Origin of the sequence: Amycolatopsis sp. NPDC051106 (assembly GCF_040682775.1) — a bacterium.
GTDB lineage: Bacteria > Actinomycetota > Actinomycetes > Mycobacteriales > Pseudonocardiaceae > Amycolatopsis.
This window is the reverse complement of record NZ_JBFBBQ010000122.1, coordinates 1-23,726: the sequence shown is the minus strand read 5'-3', so window position 1 is coordinate 23,726 and position 23,726 is coordinate 1. Positions and strand designations below refer to the sequence as shown.

General features: G+C 71.4%; 22 protein-coding genes and 1 pseudogene. 9 read left to right on the top strand and 14 right to left on the bottom strand.

Translation table 11 applies throughout. The annotated features are described in order from the left end of the window. Window positions 1-196 precede the first annotated feature (196 nt). The 4 genes and pseudogenes from AB0M83_RS44320 to rimO all read right to left on the bottom strand — a co-directional run bounded on the left by AB0M83_RS44320 (window position 197) and on the right by rimO (window position 3,513). Entirely contained in the window at window positions 197-664 is a 468-nt protein-coding gene (locus tag AB0M83_RS44320; protein WP_364527325.1) for a helix-turn-helix transcriptional regulator, read from the bottom strand. A gap of 315 nt (window positions 665-979) precedes the next feature. Then, a pseudogene (locus AB0M83_RS44315) lies at window positions 980-1,363 on the bottom strand (nicotinamide-nucleotide amidohydrolase family protein); the annotation flags it as partial. 75 nt (window positions 1,364-1,438) lie between these two features. Then, on the bottom strand, window positions 1,439-2,080 hold the full coding sequence (pgsA, locus tag AB0M83_RS44310) for a CDP-diacylglycerol--glycerol-3-phosphate 3-phosphatidyltransferase (protein ID WP_364527322.1): 642 nt from the start codon (window positions 2,078-2,080) through the stop codon (window positions 1,439-1,441). Further along, the gene (gene rimO / locus AB0M83_RS44305; RefSeq protein WP_364527319.1) at window positions 2,077-3,513 is read right to left on the bottom strand and encodes a 30S ribosomal protein S12 methylthiotransferase RimO; all 1,437 of its coding nucleotides are present in this window, start codon (window positions 3,511-3,513) and stop codon (window positions 2,077-2,079) included. Before rimO ends, pgsA begins: the two co-directional genes overlap by 4 nt. 157 nt (window positions 3,514-3,670) lie before the next feature. Between rimO and AB0M83_RS44300 the strand changes: the two genes are divergently transcribed. Next, complete coding sequence (locus tag AB0M83_RS44300; protein ID WP_364527328.1) at window positions 3,671-4,174, top strand: amino-acid N-acetyltransferase; 504 nt, start codon at window positions 3,671-3,673, stop codon at window positions 4,172-4,174. Between the two features lie 130 nt (window positions 4,175-4,304). Continuing rightward, window positions 4,305-4,739: a phospholipase gene (locus tag AB0M83_RS44295; protein ID WP_364527316.1), complete on the top strand. Its 435-nt coding sequence runs from the start codon at window positions 4,305-4,307 to the stop codon at window positions 4,737-4,739. Between the two features lie 7 nt (window positions 4,740-4,746). Here the strand turns inward: AB0M83_RS44295 and AB0M83_RS44290 are convergent, their stop codons facing one another. Both AB0M83_RS44290 and AB0M83_RS44285 read right to left on the bottom strand, forming a co-directional pair. Then, complete coding sequence (locus AB0M83_RS44290; protein WP_364527313.1) at window positions 4,747-5,175, bottom strand: hypothetical protein; 429 nt, start codon at window positions 5,173-5,175, stop codon at window positions 4,747-4,749. 36 nt (window positions 5,176-5,211) lie between these two features. Continuing rightward, window positions 5,212-7,695 (bottom strand): DNA translocase FtsK, encoded by a 2,484-nt coding sequence (locus AB0M83_RS44285; RefSeq protein ID WP_364527310.1) that lies wholly within the window; start codon window positions 7,693-7,695, stop codon window positions 5,212-5,214. 156 nt (window positions 7,696-7,851) lie between these two features. Between AB0M83_RS44285 and AB0M83_RS44280 the strand changes: the two genes are divergently transcribed. The 5 genes from AB0M83_RS44280 (at window position 7,852) to AB0M83_RS44260 (ending at window position 12,290) form a co-directional block, all read left to right on the top strand. Further along, window positions 7,852-8,667 carry a lysophospholipid acyltransferase family protein gene (locus tag AB0M83_RS44280; protein ID WP_364527307.1) on the top strand — a complete coding sequence of 272 codons (816 nt, stop codon included), beginning with the start codon at window positions 7,852-7,854 and terminating at the stop codon, window positions 8,665-8,667. An 85-nt stretch (window positions 8,668-8,752) separates the two neighbouring features. Then, on the top strand, window positions 8,753-9,208 hold the full coding sequence (locus AB0M83_RS44275; RefSeq protein WP_364527304.1) for a hypothetical protein: 456 nt from the start codon (window positions 8,753-8,755) through the stop codon (window positions 9,206-9,208). 54 nt (window positions 9,209-9,262) lie between these two features. After that, the gene (wrbA, locus tag AB0M83_RS44270) at window positions 9,263-9,877 is read left to right on the top strand and encodes an NAD(P)H:quinone oxidoreductase (protein WP_364527302.1); all 615 of its coding nucleotides are present in this window, start codon (window positions 9,263-9,265) and stop codon (window positions 9,875-9,877) included. Window positions 9,878-9,927: 50 nt separating this feature from the next. Continuing rightward, a complete protein-coding gene (locus AB0M83_RS44265; protein ID WP_364527299.1) occupies window positions 9,928-10,875 on the top strand; it encodes an EamA family transporter in 948 nt (315 codons plus the stop codon). A 41-nt stretch (window positions 10,876-10,916) separates the two neighbouring features. Further along, window positions 10,917-12,290 carry an amino acid permease gene (locus AB0M83_RS44260; RefSeq protein ID WP_364527296.1) on the top strand — a complete coding sequence of 458 codons (1,374 nt, stop codon included), beginning with the start codon at window positions 10,917-10,919 and terminating at the stop codon, window positions 12,288-12,290. A 193-nt stretch (window positions 12,291-12,483) separates the two neighbouring features. Here the strand turns inward: AB0M83_RS44260 and AB0M83_RS44255 are convergent, their stop codons facing one another. The 8 genes from AB0M83_RS44255 to thyX all read right to left on the bottom strand — a co-directional run bounded on the left by AB0M83_RS44255 (window position 12,484) and on the right by thyX (window position 21,851). Beyond that, window positions 12,484-14,127: a substrate-binding domain-containing protein gene (locus AB0M83_RS44255; protein WP_364527293.1), complete on the bottom strand. Its 1,644-nt coding sequence runs from the start codon at window positions 14,125-14,127 to the stop codon at window positions 12,484-12,486. Window positions 14,128-14,466: 339 nt separating this feature from the next. After that, window positions 14,467-16,164, bottom strand: a complete 1,698-nt coding sequence (locus AB0M83_RS44250) for a ribonuclease J (protein WP_364527290.1) — start codon at window positions 16,162-16,164, stop codon at window positions 14,467-14,469. Next, on the bottom strand, window positions 16,161-17,174 hold the full coding sequence (gene dapA / locus AB0M83_RS44245) for a 4-hydroxy-tetrahydrodipicolinate synthase (RefSeq protein ID WP_364527287.1): 1,014 nt from the start codon (window positions 17,172-17,174) through the stop codon (window positions 16,161-16,163). The genes AB0M83_RS44250 and dapA overlap by 4 nt, the downstream gene beginning before the upstream one ends. Before the next feature lie 101 nt (window positions 17,175-17,275). Next, window positions 17,276-18,760, bottom strand: a complete 1,485-nt coding sequence (locus AB0M83_RS44240) for a serine/threonine-protein kinase (RefSeq protein ID WP_364527284.1) — start codon at window positions 18,758-18,760, stop codon at window positions 17,276-17,278. Between the two features lie 97 nt (window positions 18,761-18,857). After that, entirely contained in the window at window positions 18,858-19,304 is a 447-nt protein-coding gene (locus AB0M83_RS44235; RefSeq protein WP_364527281.1) for a hypothetical protein, read from the bottom strand. Window positions 19,305-19,329: 25 nt separating this feature from the next. Next, the gene (locus AB0M83_RS44230; protein ID WP_364527279.1) at window positions 19,330-20,571 is read right to left on the bottom strand and encodes an Nramp family divalent metal transporter; all 1,242 of its coding nucleotides are present in this window, start codon (window positions 20,569-20,571) and stop codon (window positions 19,330-19,332) included. A 129-nt stretch (window positions 20,572-20,700) separates the two neighbouring features. Beyond that, on the bottom strand, window positions 20,701-21,099 hold the full coding sequence (locus AB0M83_RS44225) for an ACT domain-containing protein (protein WP_364527276.1): 399 nt from the start codon (window positions 21,097-21,099) through the stop codon (window positions 20,701-20,703). Further along, window positions 21,099-21,851 carry an FAD-dependent thymidylate synthase gene (thyX, locus tag AB0M83_RS44220; RefSeq protein ID WP_364527273.1) on the bottom strand — a complete coding sequence of 251 codons (753 nt, stop codon included), beginning with the start codon at window positions 21,849-21,851 and terminating at the stop codon, window positions 21,099-21,101. Before thyX ends, AB0M83_RS44225 begins: the two co-directional genes overlap by 1 nt. A gap of 120 nt (window positions 21,852-21,971) precedes the next feature. Between thyX and AB0M83_RS44215 the strand changes: the two genes are divergently transcribed. Then, window positions 21,972-22,484, top strand: coding sequence for a toxin-antitoxin system HicB family antitoxin (locus AB0M83_RS44215; protein WP_364527270.1), 513 nt, complete (start codon window positions 21,972-21,974; stop codon window positions 22,482-22,484). Between the two features lie 11 nt (window positions 22,485-22,495). Continuing rightward, window positions 22,496-23,455 (top strand): DUF4097 family beta strand repeat-containing protein, encoded by a 960-nt coding sequence (locus AB0M83_RS44210; protein ID WP_364527267.1) that lies wholly within the window; start codon window positions 22,496-22,498, stop codon window positions 23,453-23,455. Window positions 23,456-23,726 lie beyond the last annotated feature (271 nt).

The window sequence follows — 23,726 nt, the reverse complement described above, 5'->3', positions numbered from 1 at the left end:
CCCGGGGCCGGCTGCTCAAACGGTTCGAATCTTGCTGCGGAGCTGCCCAGCCGAGCGGACCGAGTGGACCCGCACCGATCGGGGGTCCGGGGGCCTGCCCCCGGCGGGGGCCTGGGGGCTCGGCCCCCAGAAGACACACGTAGAGGCGCTCAGGCGAGCGCTCTCCGCGAGCACAACCCACCCATCAACCGCGCCTCTACGCGGCGATCGTGGACGCCAGCTTCGGCTGCCCGATCGTCGTGCGCAGGGTCGTGTTCATCCGTGGCGCCGGGGAAACCCGCAGGTCGGCGAGGTCGTTGCCGATCAGCTCCGACATCAGGCGGCCGCCTTCGATGCCGGCCGCGGAGGCCTTGGCGCCCCGCTCGGGCACCTTCTCCCGGGGCGCGCCGTCCCCGATCCGCTCGTCGACCGGTGCGACCTCGACGTTGTCGAGGGCCGAAACGTCCGCCGCCACCTTGTGCAGCAGCTCGCCGAGCGGAAGGTCCAGGGCCTGGCAGATGGACGCGAGCAGCTCGCTCGACGCCTCCTTCTGGCCCCGTTCCACCTCGGAGAGGTAGCCGAGGCTGACCCTGGCGGCGCGGGAGATGTCGCGCAGCGTACGACGCTGGTTGGTGCGGGCATGACGGAGCCGATCACCGATCGCCTCACGCAACAGCACGGTCATCACGCGCCTCCCTTCCGTACAAGTACCCCCTACGTTACCCAGAGCGGCGCCCTGGGCGCAGGAGTTGGGGTGCCCGTACGCCAAGGGCGAACGCCGGTTTCACGCCAGATGTTCCCCGAGCAGGGAAAACGCCGCCCGGACCGATTCGGTCCTGATCAAGTCCCGGTCGCCGCCGAGGGCCAGGGTACGGACTGTGACAAACGAGGCTCCGCCTCGGGCCGGGGGCTCCGCCACCCGAGCCCCCGAAAGAGCTGTGTCAAACGAGGCTTCGCCTCGGGCCGGGGGCTCCGCCACCCGAACCCCCGAAAGATGCTGTGTGCGTGTTCCCGGCCCGGCGAGCCCGATGTGCACGGTGCCCGGCGCGACGCCGTCCTGGGCGGCTGGTCCGGCCACGCCGGTGAGCCCGAGGCCCCAGGTGGCGCCGCAGCGCTCGCGGGCGCCCTCGGCCAGCTGGGCGGCGACTTCCGGGTGGACGGCGCCGTGCTCGGCGAGCAGGCCGGCGTCGACCCCGGCCAGCGCGGTCTTCAGTTCGGTGGCGTAGACGACCAGCCCCCCGCGCAGGGCGGCGCTCGCCCCGGGCACCCGGGCCAGGGTGGCGCAGACGAGCCCGGCGGTCAGCGACTCGGCGGCCGCGACGGTCTCACCGCGGGCGACGAGGGCGGCGATCAGGGCGGCGGCCTGCTCGTCGCCCGGCTCCACCGCCTGTCGCGCATGACTCGTTCGCGACGCTTCGGCTGCCGCCCCGGGCTCTTCACCGGGCAGTTCGGCCACGGCTCAGCTCCCGGTGACGCGGCGCCCGGCCGCGCGCAGCCGCACGGCCCGGACCAGGTAGTCCACGCCGGTCACCACGGTCAGCACCAGCGCCAGGCCCATCAGCGCCCAGCGGACCGGGTCGGCACCGGCGGGCAGCGGCAGCAGGTACGCCGTGATCGCGGCGATCTGCGCCATCGTCTTGGCCTTCCCGCCGCGGCTGGCCGGGATCACGCCGTGGCGGATCACCCAGAACCGCAGCAGCGTGACGCCGATCTCGCGGACGGCGATCACGATCGTGACCCACCAGCCCAGCTCGCCGAGGATGCTCAAACCGACCAGCGCGGCGCCGGTCAGCGCCTTGTCCGCGATCGGGTCGGCGATCTTGCCGAAGTCGGTGATCAGGCCGTACCGGCGGGCCACCCAGCCGTCCAGCTGGTCGGTGGCCGAGGCGATCGCGAACAGCCCGGTCGCGAGCGCGCGCCAGGTGGTGTCGTGGCCGTCGCCGACGAAGAGCGCGGCGATGAACAGCGGCACCAGGACCAGCCGGGACAGCGTCAGCAGGTTGGCGATGTTGAGCGTCGGGACCGGGGTCGCCACCGGGACCTGGGCGGGGCCGTCGTGGGCCGTGCCTTCGTCGGCGGCGTCACTCGGGAGCGCACTCACCGGTCGGCGTCCGGTACCGCGCGGACGACCAGGTCCACGCCCGCCGAGTCGACGACCTCGCAGCGCAGGAAGTCGCCGACCTCCGTCTTCTCGGGCGCGTCGAGGATGACGCACTCGCCGTCGACCTCGGGGGCCTGGTGGACGGCGCGGCCGGTGAGCTCGCCGTCGTCGTCCAGCTCGACGAGGACGTCGACGAAGGTGCCGATCCGGTCCTCGGCGCGTTGCGCGGTCAGCTCCTCGACCAGCGCGGAGATCCGCGTGACGCGCTTGGCCACCTCGTCGGCGTCGAGCTTGCCTTCGAAGGTCTCGGCCTCGGTGCCGTCCTCGTCGGAGTAGCCGAAGACGCCGACGGCGTCGAGGCGCGCGCCGGTCAGGAAGCGTTCCAGCTCGCTCAGGTCGTGCTCGGTCTCGCCGGGGAAGCCGACGATGACGTTGGTGCGGATGCCCGCCTCGGGCGCGTGCTCGCGGATCTGCTCGCACAGCGCCAGGAACGAGTCGGTCGAGCCGAACCGGCGCATCCGGCGCAGCACCTGCTCGCTCGAGTGCTGGAACGACAGGTCGAAGTACTCGGCGACACCCGGGGTCGTCGCGATGGCCTTGACCAGCTGCGGACGCGTCTCGGCCGGCTGCAGGTAGGAGACGCGGACGCGCTCGATGCCGTCGATCTCCGCCAGCCGCGGCAGCAGCCGCTCCAGCGCGGTCGCGCCGTCGCGGCCGAAGTCCTTGCCGTAGGACGTCGAGTTCTCGCTGACCAGGAACAGCTCCTTGACGCCGTGCTCGGCCAGCCACATCGCCTCGGCGACGATCTCGTCCGGCTGCCGCGAGACGAAGGAACCGCGGAACGACGGGATCGCGCAGAACGAGCAGCGCCGGTCGCAGCCGGAGGCGATCTTCAGCGCGGCCACCGGCGAGTCGTCGAGGCGCGTGCGCAGCACCCGGGGGCCCCAGCCGTGCTGCGCGTGGCCCGGGACCTCGACGTTCTCGGCCGCGGCGGGCCGCTGGACCGGGCTGATCGGCAGCAGCTTCCGGCGGTCGCCCGGCGTGTGCGAGGCGACCTTGCGGCCCGCGACGACGTCGTCGAGCCGGTCGGAGAGGTCGGCGTAGTGGTCGAAGCCCAGGACCGCGTCCGCCTCGGGCAGGCTGTCGGCGAGCTCGTGGCCGTAGCGCTCGGCCATGCAGCCGACGGCGACGACCTTCTTGCCGGTGTCCGAGGCCGCCAGCAGGGTGTCGACGGAGTCCTTCTTGGCCGACTCGACGAAGCCGCAGGTGTTGACCACCACGACGTCGGAGTCCTCCGGATCGGCCGCCAGCTCCCAGCCGCCGGCCGCCAGCCGGCCCGCCAGCTCCTCCGAGTCGACCTCGTTGCGGGCGCAGCCCAGGGTCAGCAGGGAGACGCGTCGGGTGGCGGCAGGGTCAGTGGCAGGAGAAGGCACGACGTTCAGGGTAGCCGCCGGTCCCGCGCGGCCCGACGACGGCGTGGCCCGGTCGTGACAACCGGGGCTTCGCCCCGGGCCGGGGGCTTCGCCACCCGGACCCCCGAAAGCAGCTGTGTCGGCACCGGCGCCGGGCGATGTGGCAGTGTTGACGATCGTGCCGTCCGCCTCCCCCGCCGTCCGCCGCGCGCGGATCGCCGACGTCCGCAAGATCAAGGCCCTCGTCGACTCGGACGCCGGGCGTGTCCTGTTGGAGAAGGACCTGGTCACGCTGTACGAAGCGGTCCAGGAGTTCTGGGTCGCCGAGGTGGACGGCGAGGTCGTCGGGGCGGCCGCGCTGCACGTGCTCTGGGAGGACATCGCCGAGCTGCGCACGGTGGTGGTCGACAAGGCCGTCCGCGGCCAGGGGGTCGGGCGGGTGCTGGTGGCCCGGCTGATCGACGAGGCGCGTGAGCTGGGTCTCAGGCGGCTGTTCGTGCTGACGTTCGAGACGAGTTTCTTCACCGGGCACGGCTTCGTGGAGATCCAGGGGACGCCGGTGTCGCACGAGGTCTACGAGGAGATGCGGCGCTCGCACGACACCGGGGTGGCCGAGTTCCTCGACCTGCCGTACGTCAAGCCGAACACCCTCGGCAACTCCCGGATGCTGCTCGAACTCTGAACCACCCCTAGCGGCGCCCGAACTCTGAAAGTTTCCCGACAACATTCTTTCGGGCGGTGACGCGCGCCACCCGAAGACCGATGCTGATCACACTCATCCGTTCCCTGATCAGCAAGGAAACAACACACAAATGGGCACGACACTCCGGAACCTGGGGGCCACCATCGCGGTGGCCGCGACTGTCGGCGGGGGTGCCCTGCTGGGCGCCGGCACCGCGGCGGCCGTCGACATCCCGACGGTCACCGACCAGTACCTCTTCTCGACCTCGCTTTCGAACTTCGAGACCATCCGGGGCCAGGCGCCGTACAACGGCCAGCTCGACTGGTCCTCGGACGGCTGTTCGTGGGCGCCGGACAACCCGTTCGGCTGGAAGTTCCTGCCCGGCTGCCACCGGCACGACTTCGGCTACCGCAACTACAAGAAGCAGGGCCGCTTCTCCGAGGCGAACCGCCTGAAGATCGACGACAACCTCTACTCGGACCTCAAGGGCGTCTGCGGCTCCAACGTGGCCTGCAAGGCCGCCGCCTGGACGTACTACCAGGCCGTGCGCAAGTTCGGCAGCTGACGCACGCTCAGCCGACCCGGACCGTCGCCTCCAGGCCGTCCTCGCTCACCGACACCAGCTCGACGCGGCTGGCGGCGAACGAGGTCGCCTGGGGGCCGGTCCGCGGGCCGCTGTGCAGCTCGGCCGTCGTGCTCTCGCCGCGGCCGGGCTCGCTCAGCAGGAACGCGAGCGTCGCCTCGCCCTGCCAGACGCACGTCATGGTGGGGCGGCACCGCGAGTCGGAGACGACCCGAAGGTAGCGGACCGTCAGGTCCTTCCCCTGGATGGCGGCTTCCTGCCCCAGCCGCAGGGTGACGTCCCCTTGCGGCGCGGTGCTGACGGTCGACGGCGCCGCCGGCCGGGCCGGGACGGGCTGCCCCGAAGCCACGGAACTCCCGGCGCCCACCGCGACGACGGCGAAGGCGAACAGTCCGGCTGCGAATCGCTGCAGGTCCATGTGCTCAGGACGGAACGGGCCCGGGAAAGGGTTGCACTACTCGTCGTCCGGGTCCGAGGGCACCGGGTCGCCGCCGCGGATCATGAACAGCACCGACTCCAGCTCCTCCGGCTTGATCAGCACGTCGCGCGCCTTCGAGCCCTCCGACGGGCCCACGATCCCCCGGCTCTCCAGCAGGTCCATCAGGCGGCCCGCCTTGGCGAACCCGACCCGGAGCTTGCGCTGCAGCATCGACGTCGAGCCGAACTGGGACGTCACGATCAGCTCGGCCGCCTGCAGCAGGACGTCCAGGTCGTCGCCGATGTCCGAGTCGATTTCCTTCTTCTCGCCGGCCTTCTGCGCGGTGACGCCGTCCTGGTAGTCCGGCTGCGCCTGCTCCTTGGCGTAGTTGACGACCGCGGAGATCTCTTCGTCGCCGACGAACGCGCCCTGGATGCGGACCGGCTTGCCGGCGCCCATCGGCAGGTAGAGCGCGTCGCCCATGCCGATCAGCTTCTCCGCGCCCGGCTGGTCGAGGATGACCCGCGAGTCCGTCAGCGACGACGTCGCGAACGCCAGCCGCGAGGGCACGTTCGTCTTGATCAGGCCGGTGACGACGTCGACCGACGGCCGCTGCGTCGCCAGGACCAGGTGGATGCCCGCCGCACGGGCCTTCTGGGTGATCCGGACGATCGCGTCCTCGACGTCGCGCGGGGCGGTCATCATCAGGTCGGCGAGCTCGTCGACGATCGCCATGATGTAGGGGTAGGGCCGGTATTCGCGCTCGGACCCCGGCGGCGCGGTGATCTCGCCGGACTTGACCTTCTTGTTGTAGTCGTCGATGTGCCGGACCTTGTTGACCTGCATGTCCTGGTAGCGCTGCTCCATCTCCTCCACCAGCCAGGCCAGCGCGGCGGCGGCCTTCTTCGGCTGGGTGATGATGGGCGTGATCAGGTGCGGGATGCCCTCGTACGGCGTCAGCTCGACCATCTTCGGGTCGATCAGGATCATCCGGCACTCGTCCGGCGTCGCCCGCGCGAGCAGCGACACCAGCATCGAGTTGACGAAGCTCGACTTACCGGACCCGGTCGAACCGGCGACCAGGAGGTGGGGCATCTTCGTCAGGTTCGCCGTGACGAAGTGGCCCTCGATGTCCTTGCCGAGGCCGATCACCATCGGGTGGTTGTCCTTGACCGTGGACGGCGCGCGCAGGACGTCACCCAGGCGGACCATCTCGCGGTCGGAGTTCGGCACCTCGATGCCGACGGCGGACTTGCCCGGGATCGGCGCCAGCAACCGGACGTTGTCGGTGGCGACCGCGTAGGCGATGTTCTTGGTCAGCGCGGTGATCTTCTCGACCTTGACGCCCGGGCCGAGCTCGACCTCGTACCGGGTGACCGTCGGGCCGCGGGTGAAGCCGGTGACCTGCGCGTCGACGTTGAACTGCTCCAGCACGCCGGTGATCGCCTCGATCATGGCGTCGTTGGCCTTGCTGCGGGACTTCGGCGCGTCGCCGAGCTTCAGCAGGTCGGGCGGCGGGAGCTGGTAATCGCCTTCGACCGTCCGGGTCATCGCGAGCGGCGGCTCCGGGGCCTTCTTCGGCTTCTTCTCGGGCACCTCGACCGGCTTGGGAACAGCCTTGGGTGGCTTGATCGGCGTCGGCGCCTCGGCGAGCATGGTGTCGAGGTCGAGCTGTTCGGGGTTCGCGTCGGCGGCCTGGCGGCGGCGCGACGGCTTGCGCAGGCGCGCGGACTTCGGGTCGGCCTCGGTGACGGTCTCCTCGTCGGTGGCGAACCCGGCCTTCTGGTCCGCTTCGGCGATCTCGTCTTCGTCGAGGCCCCAGTTGCGCAGCCGGTGCGGGATCTCGCGGACGGGCGTGCCGGTGAACACGAGCACGCCGAAGACCAGCGCGAGGATGAGGATCGGCACGGCGACCCAGGTGGTGACACCCATGGTCAGCAGGCCGCCGGAGAAGGCGCCGATGATGCCGCCGGCGTACATCCGGCCGTCGTTGGTCGCCGGGAGCGCGGTGAAGATGTGCAGCATCCCGAGCACCGACAGGACGACCATGATCGTGCCGATCACCATCCGCGGCCGGGTCTCGGGGTGCGGCTCGGACCGCATCAGCGCGACGGCCACGACGACGAGGACCAGCGGGAGCGTGACAGCCCCGGCACCGAGGACGGACCGGGCGGCGATCTCGACGCCGGCCCCGATCGGGCCGGCCGCCCGCCACCAGACCCCGACGGCCGCGACGATGGCCAGGGCGATCAGGCCCAGCGCGAGGCCGTCACGGCGGTGTTCGGCCTCGAGTTCGCGGGTGCGGCCGACCGTCCTGGCCAGCGTGCCGATGCCCTTGGCCAGCAGGTTCCAGGTGCCGCGGACGCCCTTGCCGAAGATCCCGGGCGTCTTGCGGCGTGAGCGGGGAGCCGGCTTGCGAGCGGCCGGCGTACGTGGCTTCGCAGGTGTACGCGGCTTACGCGCCGCTGCCCCCTTCGCGCCGCTTCCCGTGCTTCGCTTCCTCGTCGCCGACCCAGCCATGCCCTCAACGGTAACCGGCCGTGGCCCTTCGTCACATGCGCCACTCTCGGCGCAGGGTGAACTTCTGCCTCACACCTGGGCACGAGCGGCCATCCGGGTGAACGGATCCGGCCAGTGCACATCCGGGTGAATCCGGCGTCTGCCATGCTCTGCCCCATGGTCGCGCTGCACTCCGACAACACCTCTCGCCGAGCCCCCGCCATCTGGCGGACCATGCTGAACATCGACCGGGGGCTGGTGAACCTCGTCGGGCGGCTCACCGTCAGCGGGCGGATCCCGGCGCAGCTGCGCGGCAAGCCGCTGCTGATGACCGCGAACCACATCGGCGTGTTCGACGCGTTCGTGCTGATGGCGGCGTGCAAGCGGATCGGCATCAACCCGCGGTTCATGCTGGCCGGCGGCATCCTCGACGCCCCGGTCATCGGCCCGGCGCTGCGGGTCAGCGGCCACCTGCGGGTCGACCGGAAGGTCGCCGCGACCGCCGTCGGGCAGTTCGCCGAGGCCGTCGAAGCGCTCAAGACCACGCGCGAGCCGATCATCGTCTACCCGGAGGGCCGGATCAGCCACGACCCGGGCCTGTGGCCGGAGCGCGGCAAGACCGGCGCGGCGCGGCTCGCGCTGGCCGCGGGCGTGCCGGTGATCCCGATCAGCCAGTGGGGCGCGCACGAGGCCGTCTACTGGGGCACCGAAACCGTCAACGGCCCGGCCGACCTGGTCCCGCTCGCCCGCTCCGGGCTCAGCGCGCCGCTGCGGCGGCCGAAGTTCCGGGTGCACTTCGGCGACCCCGTCGACCTGTCGGAGGTCGAGCCGGAGCGCCCGGGCGCCGGGGTGCGCGCACACGCGAAGATCATGCAGGCGATCACCGACGGCCTGATCCCGCTGCGGGCCGGCGAACTCGACCGGCCCCGGTTCCACGACCCGACGCGGCCCACTGACACGGTCAGCCCGTGGAAGCCGACATCCGGATCCTGAGCTGGTTCCGCGCGTCGGCTAAACCCTTCTCTCGTCGCAGGCGTGAGTGCTGCGTTCTCGTCGGCGACGCAGAGTGGAGGGTTTCATGCGAAGGATCGCGAAGACCGTGGGCTCGATCTTGGCCGTGCTCGGTATCGTGCTGACCACCGGAGCCGTCACGGCGGCACCGGCGAACGCCGCGGTGTCGTGTTCGGGGACGAAGACCTACAACGACAGCAGAGGCGCCCTCGGCTTGGGGGAGCTGACGATCTACTACAACAGCGCCGACGGCGGGACCAACAGCGCCTGCTTCTACCACCTCGGCGCCCTCTACGGGGTGGCCGCGGAGACCTACGTGAGGATCGAACGCTGCGTCGAAACCAGCGGTGAAGGCCAGTACTGCACTCCCGACCGCTCGTCGAGCCCGGACACCGGCAACTACAAGTACTACGCGGGCCCTCGAGGGGTCACCGGCACGGCGCACCGCTGCGTGGCCGCCGTCGGCTGGGTCTATTGGGGCGGCGAGTACTACGGAATCAGCAGCGGCCGGCGGGGCTGCTGAGGACCGAGTCCGGATTCTGGGACGCGCGCGCCGGCTCGCCTAGAGTCGGCGGACGTGAGCACACGGATACTCGTCGTCTACTACAGCTCGACCGGGAACACCGCCGCCCTCGCCGAGTCCCTCGCCGCGGGAGCCCGCGAAACCGGCGCCGACGTGCGGGTGCGGACCGTGCCGGAGACGGTGCCCGCCGAAGCCATCGCGCAGAACCGGCGCTGGCAGGCCTGGATCGGCTCGGGCCCGCACCACGCTCTCGCCACGCTCGACGACCTCGTGTGGGCCGACGGGCTCGCCGTCGGCAGCCCGACCCGGTTCGGCGGACCGGCGGCCCAGCTGAAGTCCTTTTTGGACAGCACGGGCGGGTTGTGGGCGCAGGGGAAGCTGGCCGACAAGGTCGCGACGTCGTTCACGACGGCGTCCACCCGCCACGGCGGCCTGGAGTCGACGCTGCTGGCGATCAACAACGTCTTCTACCACTGGGGCGCGATCGTGGTGCCGCTCGGCTACACCGACCCGCACCTGATGGAGTCCGGCAACCCGTACGGCGGCTCGTTCGTGTCCCGCAAGTCGGCCGCGCCGGACGAGCTCGCCCTCGGCGCGCTGCGCGTCCAGGGCCGGCGGCTCGCGACGATCACGACGCACGTCGCGACCGGGCTGAAGCAGGCCGGATAACCGGAAAAACCACTTTGGCAGTCACGCGGCGGGCCCCTACAGTCGCGGTGGTGACCACCGAGCTGCCCGTCCTCGCGCCTCCCCGGGTCGCCCACCGCGGCCGCGGGACCACGCTCGTCCTGCTCGCGGCGCTGTTCTTCAGCACGTCGGGCACGCTGGGCAAGTCCGCGATGTCGGCCGGCTTCACCCCGGAGCAGGTGGCCGCGATGCGGATCGGGCTCGCCGGGCTCGTGCTGCTCGCCGGGGTGGCGCTGGTCGCGCCGCGGAAGCTGCGGGTGCGCCGCACCGAGCTGCCGGTGCTGGCCGGCTACGGCCTGCTCGGCGTCGCCGGTGTGCAGCTGCTCTACTTCGTCGCCGCGGGCCGGATCCCCGTCGGCATCGCGATCCTGCTGGAGTTCATCTCGCCGGTGCTCATCGCGCTGTGGGTGCGGTTCGTGCGGCGGCACCGGCTGCCGCGGTCGGTGTGGGGCGGCATCGCGCTGGCCATGGTGGGCCTGTCGCTGGTCGCCCAGGTCTGGCAGGGCGTCACGCTGAACGGCGTCGGCCTGCTCGCCGGCTTCGGCGCGGCGCTGTGCTCGGCCGGGTACTTCCTGCTCGGCGAGCGCGCGGTGGCCGACATCGACCCGCTGGGCCTGGTCACCTGGGGCATGGTGATCGGCGCGGTGCTGATCAGCCTCGTCGCGCCGCCGTGGACGTGGCCGGTCGGGCTGCTGGCCGTGGACGTCGAGTTCGGCGCCTGGCGCCCGCCGGTGTGGCTGCTGATGGTCCTGCTGGTCCTGATCGCGACGGTGCTCGCCTACGTCTGCGGCATCTCGTCGCTGCGGCACCTGCCCGCGTCGGTCGCGAGTGTGCTCGGGCTGGTCGAGCCGGTGATCACGACGGTCGCGGCGTGGGCGCTGATCGGCGAGGAGCTGACCTGGCCACAGCTGCTCGGCTCGGCGATCCTGCTGGCCGGCGCGTACCTGGTGCAGCGGAAGTCGGAGATCCTGACGAGCTGATCTCTTCACGAGCTGGCGAGCGAGTGCGAGAATTCCCCACCATGACGACTCGGGGGCTGCGGCCGGAACTGCGTCAGCGGCACGTTCGGATGATCGCCCTCGGCGGCATCATCGGCGCGAGCCTGTTCATCGGCAGCGGCGCGGTGATCCACACCGTCGGGCCGGCCGCGGTGCTCTCGTACGCGCTGGGCGGGCTGCTCGTCGTGCTCGTCATGCGGATGCTCGGCGAGATGGCGACGGCGGCGCCGGCGCTCGGCTCGTTCATGGAGTACGCGCGCGACTCGCTCGGCGGCTGGGCGGGCTTCACGATCGGCTGGCTGTACTGGTACTTCTGGGTCGGCGTGGTCGCCTTCGAAGCGGTGGCCGGCGCGAAGATCCTGCAGGGCTGGATTCCCGGGGTGCCGCAATGGGTGTTCTCGCTGGCGCTGATGCTGCTGTTGACGGCGACGAACCTGGCGTCGGCGCGGTCGTTCGGCGAGACGGAGTTCTGGCTGGCGTCGATCAAGGTCGCCACCATCGTCGTGTTCCTGGTGCTGGGCCTGCTGTTCGTGCTCGGGCTCTGGCCGGGCGCGCACTTCTCGGTGGGCAACATCGGCCTCGACGGCTTCGTCCCGAACGGCGGGTTCTCCGTCGTGCACGGCGTGGTGATCGTGATCTTCTCCTACTTCGGCGCGGAGATCGTCACGATCGCGGCGGCGGAGTCGAGCGAGCCGGAGACGGCGGTCCGCAAGGCGACGTCGACGATCGTCTGGCGCGTGATCGTGTTCTACGTGGGCTCGGTGGCCCTGCTGGTGATGATCACGCCGTGGCGCGAGATCCCGAGCGAGACGAGCCCGTTCGCGGCGGCGTTCGGCCGGTTCGGCGTCCCGGCGGCGTCCACTTTGGTCAGTGCGGTGGTGCTGACGGCGGCGTTGTCGGTGCTGAATTCGGGACTGTACACGGCATCCCGGATGCTGTTCGCGCTGCGCCGCCACGGCTGGGCCCCGTCGTGGGTGGCGGACACGAACCGGCGTGGAGTGCCGTGGAAGGCGATCCTGGTGTCCACTTCGGTCGGTTACGTGGCCGTGGTGATGAGCTACGTGTCCCCGGACGAGATCTTCTACTTCATCATCAATTCGGCGGGCGCGGTGGCGTTGTTCGTGTACGCGATCATCTGCGGGTCGCAGCTGCGGATGCGCCGCCACCTCGAGGCCACGGCGCCGGAGATCCTGAAGCTGCGGATGTGGGGGTATCCGTGGCTGAGCTGGCTGACGTTGGCGTTGACGCTGGTCGTGGTGGCCTCGATGCTGTTCGTGGACGAAGACACCCGGGCGCAGTTGTCCTTGAGCCTGATCAGCCTGGCGGTGATCTTGGGCGTCTACTTCCTCATCCGCCGGCGAACCAGCCGTGCGCCGACGGGCATCACGCGTGATTGAGGAGGCATCACGCGTGACTGGCGGGGCATCGCGAGTGATGCCCCGCTGATCACGCGAGATGCCCGCCGGATCACGGGTGATTCCCCTCGGATCTCGCGTGTTCGGAGCCGGAACTCGCGTGATTGAAGGCGGATCTCGCGAGTTACGGGCCTGATCACGCGAGTTCCGGCTCCGGTCACGTGTGGCCGGGAACTCAGCCGCCGGCGATGCGGCTCAGGGCTGCGAAAAACACGTCCGTGATCTTCGCCGGGTCCGGGGCCACGAAGGCCTGGCCGCCCGTCGCCGCGGTCAGCTGGTCCAGTTCCGCCTTGTCCGCGTCCGGGCCGATGCCCACCCCGATCAGCGGGATCGGGCGGCGGGGGTCCTGGAGTTTGGCCAGCTCGGCCAGCAGGTCCTCCCGCGAGATCCCGCTGGGGTCCTCGTTGCGGCCGTCCGTCAGGACGATCACCAGGTTGAGCCGGCCCGGCTCCCACTCGTGGCGGGCCACCCGGTACGTGTCCAGCACGCTGTCGTACAGCCCCGTTCCGCCGTCCGGCGTCGCCTTCACCTGGGCGAGCTTGTCCAGCGCGCCGCTCGCCAGGTGCTGCGACACCGGGGCCATCGGCAGCAGCTCGCGGTAGTCCTTGTCGCCGTCCAGGTGCGTCGAAAACGCCAGCATCCGCAGCTGGGTCGTGGGCTTGAACAGGTGCAGCGCCTTCGCCGTCGCCTGCATCGACAGCTGCATCCGGTTCAGCCCGGTCCCCGGCACCTGCGCGTTCATCGAACCCGAAACGTCGACGAGGACCTGCACCCGCGCGCTCAGGTTGATCCCGGCCCACTGGTTGAGCAGCTCGTCGACGGACGCGGCGGGCGGCAGGTTCGCGGCCCGGAAACCGGCCGTCGACACGTGCGGGTCGTCGGTGTGCTCGCGCAGCGCCTGCCCGCCCGCCGCGCGCAAGCCCGTCTTCGCGATGGCCTCCGCACCCGCGTCGCCCAGTACCGCTTCCCGCAGCGCGTCGACGATCGGCCGCTGCTGCGGCGTGATCCCGCCCAGCTCGGCGAACGGAAAGTCCAAGGTGGGCACCGCGTTCGAGTACACGGCGACGAGCGGCGACGACGCGTCCTCGATGTTGTGGCGCAGCAAGGAGTTCTCCGACGCGGGGAACATCGTCACCGCGGCCGTGCCGCCGGTGCCGCCCGACCCCGGCAGCCGCGCGATCAGGTCCGTCTCCCCGCCGAGCGTGTTGGCGGAGAACCGCCGCAGCAACGCGACGTACGCGCCCGCCGGCTCGGGCGCCGCTTTCACGCTCTCCCGCAACCCGAGCAACGCCACCGCGCCGACCGAGTCCCGCGCCGGGTCGGCCATCCCCGGGACGGCGCCCCGCGCGCCCAGGACCTCTGCCCAGGTGGGCACGTGCTCGGGCCAGCCGATCCCCTTGGCGACGTCCTCGGCGACGGCCAGCACGACCGGCGAGCTGGCCACCGAAGCCCCGGATTCGGGGACGTCGGCGGCGCCGAACTGGTGGGCGCGGCGCAGCGCGAGGGTCGAGTCCGGCACCCACACCTGCGGCCGCGGGCTGCCGTCGGACAGCGCGAGCTGCTCGGCCGTGGCGGCCGCGTCCTTGGTCTGGACCTCGACGCCCCCGCACGCGATGCCGAGACCGCGCGCGACGAGCGAGAGCGCGGGCGCGATGTCGGCGGACGCGGCGACGAGGACCTTGACCGGCTGCTCGCACGTCGGCCGGGACCGCACCGCCGAGACGGTGACCCAGGCCGCCACCCCGAGGACGACCACGAGCGAAGTCGCGAGGACGGGCACGAGCAGCCGGCGTCGTCCGTCCGGCGAGTGACGTCCCATCGGCGCGGCCTCTCTTCGGCGAGGCGAGGGTGGGGATCAAGGTTAGCGCCCGGCAAACCACCGGCTCGTGGTCCAGACGGCCTAACAGAGGCCCTCATACCCGGGAGGGATGCGGTCCTGTCCCGAAGTGGGATGTCCCGGCCCGCCCCGCGCGCGACACTGGGGCCTGACCACTTGGGGGTACGCATGAAACCGACACGAGCCGACCAGCGCCGGGCGCGCCGCGCTCTGCTCCGCCAGACCGCCACCGTGGGACTCGCCCTGTTCGTCAGCAAGCTGATGCGCTGAAGGCCACCATGAGGGCACTGGATGCCCTGATGGTGGCCTTCAGAGGCGGTTCTAGACCGGGATGACCGTCGGGACGATCATCGGGCGGCGGCGGTAGGTGTCGGCGACCCAGCGGCCGACCACCCGGCGGACCGCCTGGGCGATCCGGTGGGTGTCGGTGATGCCTTCGGCCTCCGTGCGCGCCAGCTCCATCTCCACCAGCGGCACCACGGCGTCGAGCGCCTTCGGGTCGTCGGAGAAGCCGCGGCCGGACACCGTCGGGGCGCTGACCGGGCGCCCGGTGGCGGATTCGATCGCGACGCTGATCGAGATGAACCCGCCCTCGCCGAGGACCAGCCGGTCGGACAAGGTCGACTCGCCGACGTCGCCGACCGAGAGGCCGTCGACGTAGACGTGCCCGACCTCGACCCGCCCGGTGCGGGACGCCTTGCCGTCGACCAGGTCGACGACCACGCCGTCTTCGGCGATCACCACGTTGTCCGCCGCGACGCCGGTGCGGATCGCCAGCTCGGCGTTGGCCTTCAGGTGCTTCCACTCGCCGTGGACCGGCATGACGTTGCTCGGGCGCACCGCGTTGTACAGGTAGAGCAGCTCCCCCGCCGACGCGTGGCCGGACACGTGCACCTTGGCGTTGCCCTGGTGGACGACGTTCGCGCCGAGCCGGGTCAGGCCGTTGACGACGCCGAACACCGCGGTCTCGTTGCCCGGGATCATCGAGCTGGCCAGCACGACGGTGTCGCCCGCGCGGATCGAGATCTGCCGGTGCTCACCACGCGCCATCCGCGACAGCGCCGAGAGCGGCTCGCCCTGGGAACCCGTCGAGACGAACAGGACCTTGCTCTCCGGCAGGCCGCTCGCCTGGTCGAGGTCGACCAGCAGGCCGTCCGGCACGTTGAGCAGGCCCAGCTCGGCCGCGATCCCCATGTTGCGGACCATCGACCGGCCGACGAACGCGATCCGGCGGCCGTGCCGCTGGGCGGCGTCGAGGACCTGCTGGACGCGGTGGACGTGGCTGGCGAAGCAGGCCACGATCACGCGCTGGTCGACCCGGCGGATGACGTCGTCGAGGACCGGGCCGATGTCGCGCTCGGGCATGACGAACCCCGGCACCTCGGCGTTGGTCGAGTCGACGCAGAACAGGTCGACGCCCTCGTCGCCGAGCCGGGAGAAGCCGGCCAGGTCGGTCAGGCGCCCGTCCAGCGGGAGCTGGTCGAGCTTGATGTCGCCGGTGTGCAGCACCACGCCCGCCGGGGTGCGGATGGCCACGGCCAGCGCGTCCGGGATGGAGTGGTTGACCGCGAAGAACTCGAGGTTGAACACCCCGACGTCGCGGCGCTCACCCTCGCGGACCTGGATCAGCTTGGGCCGCTGCCGGTGCTCCTTGGCCTTCGCCGCGAGCAGGGCGTTGGTGAACTTCGAGCCGTAGATCGGCAGGTCCGGCCGCAGGCGAAGGAGGAACGGGACGGCACCGATGTGGTCTTCGTGCCCGTGGGTGAGCACCAAGCCTTCGATGTCGTCGAGGCGGTCCTCGATCGCGCGGAAGTCGGGCAGGATCAGGTCGACGCCGGGCTGGTCGTCTTCGGGGAAGAGCACCCCGCAGTCGACGATGAGCAGCTTGCCGGCGTACTCGAAGACGGTCATGTTGCGCCCGACCTCGCCGATACCGCCCAGCGCGACGACGCGCAGGGCCCCGGCAGGCAGTTCGGGCGGGGCGTTGGTGGGGCCTGGACCTGGGGGAAGTGAGCTCACCGAGGCAGGGTCCCAACGCTGGTGTGCGAGGTCGGCGCCACGTAGGCGGCCCTCGAATCTGCTTGTGCCACCCGCTCACCATGCCAGTCCCGGGCCGCCGTGTCGCCCAGCGGCACGCCGCCCTGCCCGAGATCACCGGCGATCAGGGCTGTTTGTTCGGCCGTCGGCGCGATGATCGGGAGCCGCGGCTCGCCGGCGTCGAAGCCGCGCAGCCGCAGCGCCGCCTTGCTGAACGCGACCCCGCCGACCCGCGACATCGCACGCAGGACCGGCAGCATGCCGCGGTGGTTGGTGCGCGCGGTGGACGTGTCGCCGTTCTCGTAGGCGTCGATCATCGCGCGGATCCGGCCCGCGACGACGTGACCGATCACACTCACCACGCCGGTGCCGCCGACGGAGATCCAGGGCAGGTTCAGGCCGTCGTCGCCCGAGTAGTAGGCGAGGTGGGTATTGGCGATGACCTCGGAGCCGGCGATCAGGTCGCCCTTGGCGTCCTTGACCGCGAGGATCCGCGGGTGCTCGGCCAGCCGCAGCAGCGTGTCGACCTCGATCGGCACGACCGAGCGCGGCGGGATGTCGTAGAGCATCACCGGCAGCCCGGTGCTGTCGGCGACCGTCGTGAAGTGCGCGTGCAGGCCGGCCTGGCTCGGCCGCGAGTAGTACGGGGTGACGACCAGCAGGCCGTGCGCGCCGGCCGCTTCGGCCTGCTTCGCCTGCTCGACGCTGTGCGCCGTGTTGTTGGTGCCCGCGCCGGCCACGACGGTCGCGCGGTCGCCGACGGCCTCGACCACGGCGCGGATGAGCTCCTGCTTCTCCGCGTCGCTCGTGGTCGGGCTCTCGCCGGTGGTGCCGTTGATGACGAGGCCGTCGTTCCCCAGCTCCACGAGGTGCTCGGCCAGCTCCTGCGCCCGCTTCAGGTCCAGCGCGCCTTCGGCGTCGAAGGGCGTGACCATCGCGGTGAGCACGCGCCCGAAGGGCCTTCCGGGCGCTGCGGTAGGTGGGTTGGACATGCTGAGACGGTACCCCGTAGCACCGACAAAACCGCGCCGACCTGGTCACGTCCGGCGAAGTGCGGAGGATTTCCGGAGTGCGGCCGCTCGTCGCGGAACTTCTACTTGACCTTGGTCACGATCGGCGCGGAGATCGGACCGCCGTCGGACTTGGCCAGCACGCAGTAAAACTCGCGCGTCGGGTACACGCCGCTCTCGGTCGGGACGCTCTGCCACTGCGCCTGGGTGGGCACGAGCGCCCGGTACTTGAGGCCGTCGCGCTTGGTCTCGGGGACGATCGACGAGCGGAACGAGGCCGCGCAGCGGGCTTCGGCGGCCGCGGTGACGGCGCCCAGGCCCGGGTAGGCGGCGATGGTCGCATCGCTGTCGGACCAGCTCGTGGTGCCGATGGCGTCCCCGGCGTCGTAGATCTCGAGGGTGTGGCTCTCCTTGCAGTCGCCGTCGTTCGCGTCGCTGATCTCGCCGCCGTCCTGGACCGACGCGTTGTAGCAGAGGTAGCTCGAACTGGCGTCGACCCGCATCTGCCCGCCGAGGCCGAACGTCATGGTCGGCAGCTTCTGCTGGTCGGCGGCGGGCGTTTGGTAGGCCTTGCCGGCGAAGAACCCGCCGATCAGGGCACCGACGACGAGCACCGCGGCGAGCGAGATCCACAGCGCGCGGAGGTTCTTCTTCGGCGGCTGCGGCGCGACCCGGGTCATGGGCTGGACCATCGCGGTGCCGTTCGGCGGCGTCGGCCGGACGCCCTGCGCCGTGGTCAGCAGGTTCTGCGCCTGGGCGGCCGTGAGGCGCGCGTCGGGGTTGGCGACGAGCAGGCCGAGGATGGCCGCGGCGATCGGCCCCTGGCCGCGGGTCAGGTACGGGATCTCGGTCATGATCGCGTGCAGCGTCGCGGCGGTGGTCGCGCGCTCGAACGGGATCGAGCCTTCGACGGCGAAGAACAGCGTCGCGCCCAGGGACCACAGGTCGGACGCGGGCAGCGCTTCGCGGCCTTCGACGCGCTCCGGCGCCATGAAGGCGGGCGAGCCGACGATCATGCCGCTGGTGGTCAGGCGCGGGTCGTCGATGGCGTGGGCGATGCCGAAGTCGGTGAGCTTCACGCGGCCGTCCGGCGCGACGAGGATGTTCGCCGGCTTCACGTCGCGGTGCACGATCCCGGCCGCGTGGGCGGCCTGCAGCGCGGCGAGGACCCGCTCCCCCAGCTGCGCGGCCTGCGCGGCGGGCATCGGGCCACGCTGGCGTACCAGGTCCGCCAGAGACGGCGCCTCGACGAGCTCCATCACGATGAACGTGGTGCCGCCGTCGGTGACGACGTCGTAGACGGTGACGACGGCGGGGTCGTTGAGCCGCCCGCCGGTGCGCACCTCGCGCAGGGCGCGCTCGGAGAAGACGGCGGCGGACTCGGCGTCGGGCAGCCGCAGTTCCTTGACGGCGACCTGCCGGCCGATGACCTGGTCCTGCGCCCGCCACACGACGCCCATGCCGCCCCGGCCGAGTTCGCCGAGGAGCGCGTAACGGCCGGCGACAACCCGCTGACCAGGCGTGACGGGCGCCTGCGGTGGGTACGGCCGGGTCTGTTCGTCGGTCACGGTGCTCCTTTTGGCGGCGGTCGCGCAGATGCTAGTCGGACCGCTCCGGAGCGTTCGAGGTTCCGCCGAATTCGTGACCGACGGGGTACAGCGGGGTTCAGCGCGGTGACTTGTACGCCTCGCCGCGGTACGGGATCCACCGGTAACCCGGGGCGAAGTCGCTGAACGCGTTGCGCTTGCCGGTCGCGGCCCAGATGTCTTCGCTGACGACGAGACCGGGGAAGCGCGTCAGGTCGTTCTCGGCCATCAGCTCGTCGTACGTGCGGAACTCGTCGGTCTCCACCCCGGCGAGCGCGTAGCGGTAGACCGGCGGCGCCGTGCGGAGCATCCAGTAGAGCCGGCGCCCGGCGGCGGTGAACGCCGTCGCGTCCTCGGCGGACTCGATCCCCTTCTCGCCGAGGCCTTCGGGCGTGACTCCGCACCACCAGCCGTTGCCGCCGTCGGAGAAGATGCGCGAAGACCAGCCCTGGAAGTGGCGCGCGAGGTCCCGGGCGTGGGTCTCCCGCCCACCGCATTCGGCGTTGAGGGCGAAGATCCAGGCCATGGTGGAGGGTCTCCCTGCTCGTGGCTCAACCGGTGAAGGTGAGGTAGATCAGCACCAGGTTGAGCGCGATGATCACCACCGCGATCAGTGCGGCCGCGATGGTCGTCAGCCTGCGGTTGGCGTCCGCCCCCATCAGATCACGGTCGGCCGTCAGCCGGATCAGGGGCACCAGCGCGAAGGGAATCCCGAACGACAGCACGACCTGCGAGACGACCAGCGCCGCGCTCGGGTCGGCGCCGAGCGCGAGGACCACGATCGCCGGGGTGAGGGTCACGAGACGGCGCAGGACCAGCGGGATCCGCTTGTGCAGCAGGCCTTGCATGATCATGGCGCCCGCGTACGCGCCCACCGACGTCGACGCCAGGCCCGACGCCAGCAGGCCGATCGCGAACATCAGCGCGACGCCCGGGCCGAGGGCCACCGCGACCGCGGCGTGCGCGCCCTCGATGCTGTCGACGCCCGTCTGGCCCTGCAGGTTCGTCGCGGCGAGCAGCAGCATGCCGAGGTTGACCGCGCCGGCCAGCAGCATCGCGAGGCCGACGTCGGCGCGGGTGGCGCGCAGCAGGCGGCGGCGGGTGGTGACGTCCGGGAGGCCGTGGCGGTCGCGGACCAGACCGGAGTGCAGGTAGACGGCGTGCGGCATGACGGTCGCGCCCAGCATCGCGGCGGCGATGAGGATGCTGCCGGTGCCGTCGAACTTCGGCACCAGCCCGCCGAGCGTGCCCGAGACCGACGGCGACTCGACGAACAGGCTGGCCAGAAACCCGACCGCGATGACCAGCAGCAGGCCGGTGACCACGCGCTCGAACGTGCGCTGGCCGCCGCGGTCCTGGACCGCCAGCAGGGTCAGCGAGACCGCGCCGGTGACCAGGCCGCCGACGACCAGCGGCAGGTCGAACAGCAGGTAGAGCGCGATGGCGCCGCCGACGACCTCCGCGAGGTCGGTGGCGATGGCGACGACCTCCGCCTGCAGCCAGTACGCCAGCCGCGCGGGCCGCGAAAGCCGGGTGCGCAGGGCTTCCGGCAGCGACATCCCGCTGACCAGGCCGAGCTTCGCCGACAGATACTGCACGAGCACGGCCATCAGGTTCGCCGCGACGATGACCCAGACCAGCAGGTAGCCGTAGCGGGCGCCGGCGCTGATGTTGGACGCGACGTTGCCGGGGTCGACGTAGGCGATCGCGGCGACGAAGGCCGGGCCCAGCAGGGCCGACCCGGTGCGCAGGCGCGACGCGAGTCTCGGCCGGACCGCCTCGGTGACCGCCATGGCGCCTGCCTCTCAACCGGGTGTCGGGGATCCCAAATCGAAGTTTAGGCGTGCCGAACTTTCGATTTCAAGGGTGATGGTTCCCACCCTCGTGCCGGGAGTACCCGTGAATCGCCCGCCGAAAAGCGCTCAGGGGTGCGCGATCTCGTGACCGGACTCGCGCAGCGCCTTGACGGCGTGCCCGAGGTCGGTGGCGCGGACCAGGATGTGGTCGGTGTCGAACGTGGACATCGAGAACAGCGCGACCCCGGCCGCGGCCAGCTCCGAGGCCAGCGCGGCGATGATGCCGGTGAGCGTGAACTCGAGCGGCCCGCGGACCGAGAGCAGCCGCCAGCCGTCCTCGGACGCCGTGCCGCCGGACGGTTCGCGCCCGGCCGGGCAGATGATGGACAGCTCCTCGGGCGTCCGGGTCACCGAGACGAACGCGGGCTCGCCGGGGGCGAGGAGCTCGGCGGGCACCGGGGCGTCCGCGGGCAGCCGGACGACGGCGTACTCGCCGGGACGGACATCGATCGCAAGACGCTTCATCAGCCTTCGAACACCTTCGGGCTCGTAGCGATCTCGGTGCCGTCCGGCAGCGTCGAGATGGTGAAGTCGGCGAACACGTTCGCCGCGGCTTTCTGCAGGTGCCGCAAGCACTCCACGGCCAGTTCGCGGATCTCGACGTCGGCGTGCTCGGTGGCGCGCATGGCGACGAAGTGGCGCCAGGCCCGGTAGTTCCCGGTGACGACGATGCGGGTCTCGGTCGCGTTCGGCAGCACGGCCCGCGCGGCCTGGCGGGCCTGCTTGCGCCGCAGCGTCGCGCTCGGGACGTCGGCGAACTTCTCCTCGAGACCGGCGAGGAGCTCGGTGTAGGCGTCGACGCTCGCCTGGGCCGCGGCGAGGAACTTCTCGTGCAGCACGGGATCGTTCGCGATGACGTCCGGCTCGACGATCTCGGCGTCGCGCTCGGGCACGTACCGCTGGGAGAGCTGCGAGTAGGAGAAGTGGCGGTGCCGGATCAGCTCGTGGGTCAGGGACCGGGAGATGCCGGTGATGTAGAAGGTCACCGATCCGTGCTCCAGCACCGAAAGGTGGCCGACGTCGATGATGTGCTCGAGGTAGCCGGCGTTGGTCGCGGTGGCCGGGTTCGGCTTCTTCCACGACTGGTAGCAGGCGCGGCCGGCGAACTCCGCGAGCGCCTCGCCGCCGTCCGCGTCGGTCGTCCAGGGGACGTCCGCGGGCGGGAAGAACTCCGTCTTGGCGATCAGCTGCACCCTCGGTGACACGGTTTCGGCCACGTCCGCACTCCTTCCGCAAGCTCCCCCGGCAGCCTAACCGCGTGCGGGCGCCCACTCCCGGGGGACACGTGACAGCACGGTCTCCTTGACTGACACCACATATGACGTCATAGTGGTGTCATGGACCTGACGCCGTACATCGCCAACCTTCGCGAGGACCTCGCGAACACGGCTGCCGCCGGGGACGAGCAGACCCGGCGGGCGGCCGCGCTGCTGTCCTCCGCGCTCGAACCCGCCGTCCGCCTGACGCTGATGAACGCCCTCGCCGACCTTGCTGCCGAGGTCACGGCCGCTTTGCCGGGCCAGGTGGTCGACGTGCGGCTGGACGGCCGGGACGTCCGCGTGGTCGTCACCGGAGCCGCCGAAGAGGCGCCGCCGCACGCGACACCACGTGACACCACGCCGCCACCACCGATCGACGGCGGTGACATCTCGCGCATCACGCTGCGCCTGGTCGAGCAGATCAAGGGGCAGGCCGAGCGCGCGGCGCAGGCACAGGGTGTCTCGCTGAACACGTTCGTCTCCCAGGCGGTGCAGGGGGCGCTGGGGCACGGCTCGTTCGGCGGGGGCACCAAGCACCACGGCAAGGGCGAGCGGCCCGGGTCGCACCTGCACGGCTGGGTCGAAGGCTGAGGGGATCGAAGATGAGTGACGAAGAGACGACACCGGCCGAAGAGACGGTCACGCCCGCTGCTCCGGCCGAGGAGGCTCCGAACGACGAGCTGGTCCGGATCGACGAGTTCGAGACCGACGTCCCGCTGGAGCTCGACATCGGCGTGACGATCGGGCGCGTCGAGGTGGTCCTCGAAGGCGACTCCGGCGCCCGCGTCGAGCTGCGGCACGACCGGGGTGAGCAGCAGCCGTGGGTCGCGGGGGTCAACAGCCTGCTGTCCTGGGTCGGCGAGCGCTTCGGCGACCAGCTCGGCGTCGACCCGTCGGGGACCAACCCAGCCGAGGCGGTGCGGCAGAGCCGGATCGAGAAGCTCGGCAACCGCCTGGTCGTCCAGGCGCCGAAGGCGTGGCAGCTGCGCAACGTCGCGCTGTCGGTGATCGTGCGCGCCCCGGCGGGCTCGCACGTCGAGGTGCGAGCCGGCGCGGCGGACGTCACGGTGACGGGCTCGGCCGGCCGCGTCGACCTGCTGACCGGCTCCGGCGAGGTCAAGCTCGACCGGGCCGACGGCTCGGCGACGGTCCGCACGGGCAGCGGCGGCATCAAGCTCGGCCCGACACTCGGCGGGCTGCAGCTGCGCAGCGGCAGCGGCCACGTCGAGGCGTCGTCGATCGCCGGCTCCGCGACGCTGGCCACCGGCACCGGCGACGTCTGGCTGGGCGCGGTGTCGGGCGAGGTGATGGCCCGCACCGGCAGCGGTGACCTGTCGGTGGCCGACGCGGCCTCGGGCACGCTCGACCTGATCACCGGCTCCGGCGAGGTCCGCATCGGCATCCGAGGAGGAACGGCGGCGGAGGTCGACCTGACTTCCAGTGGAGGCAAGGTGTCCAGCGAGCTGGACATCGCCGACAGCGCTCCTTCGGGTGGCGTGAAGCTGAAGGTGCGGGCCCGCACGGGCTCCGGCAACGCCGTGGTGACGCGCGCGGCCGGCTGATGAAAAGGGGTCGGTCCCGGTGGGGGCCGGGACCGACCCGCACGACCGGGCGACTCCCGCGGCTGCCCGGTCGAAGGGGGTGACGGGCCGTTCCCGGCGGGGTCTCCGGGGACGGCCCGTTTCTTGTGCGTGCACGCGGTCCGGTGGGGGTTCCGGCCGGTCCGGGCTCGAGCGTCCCAATGTGGCGTTGGGTGCGTGGGACGCACCGAACGCCACATTGGGTGCGTGGGACGCACCCAACGCCACATTGGGTGCGTCCGGCGCACCCAAC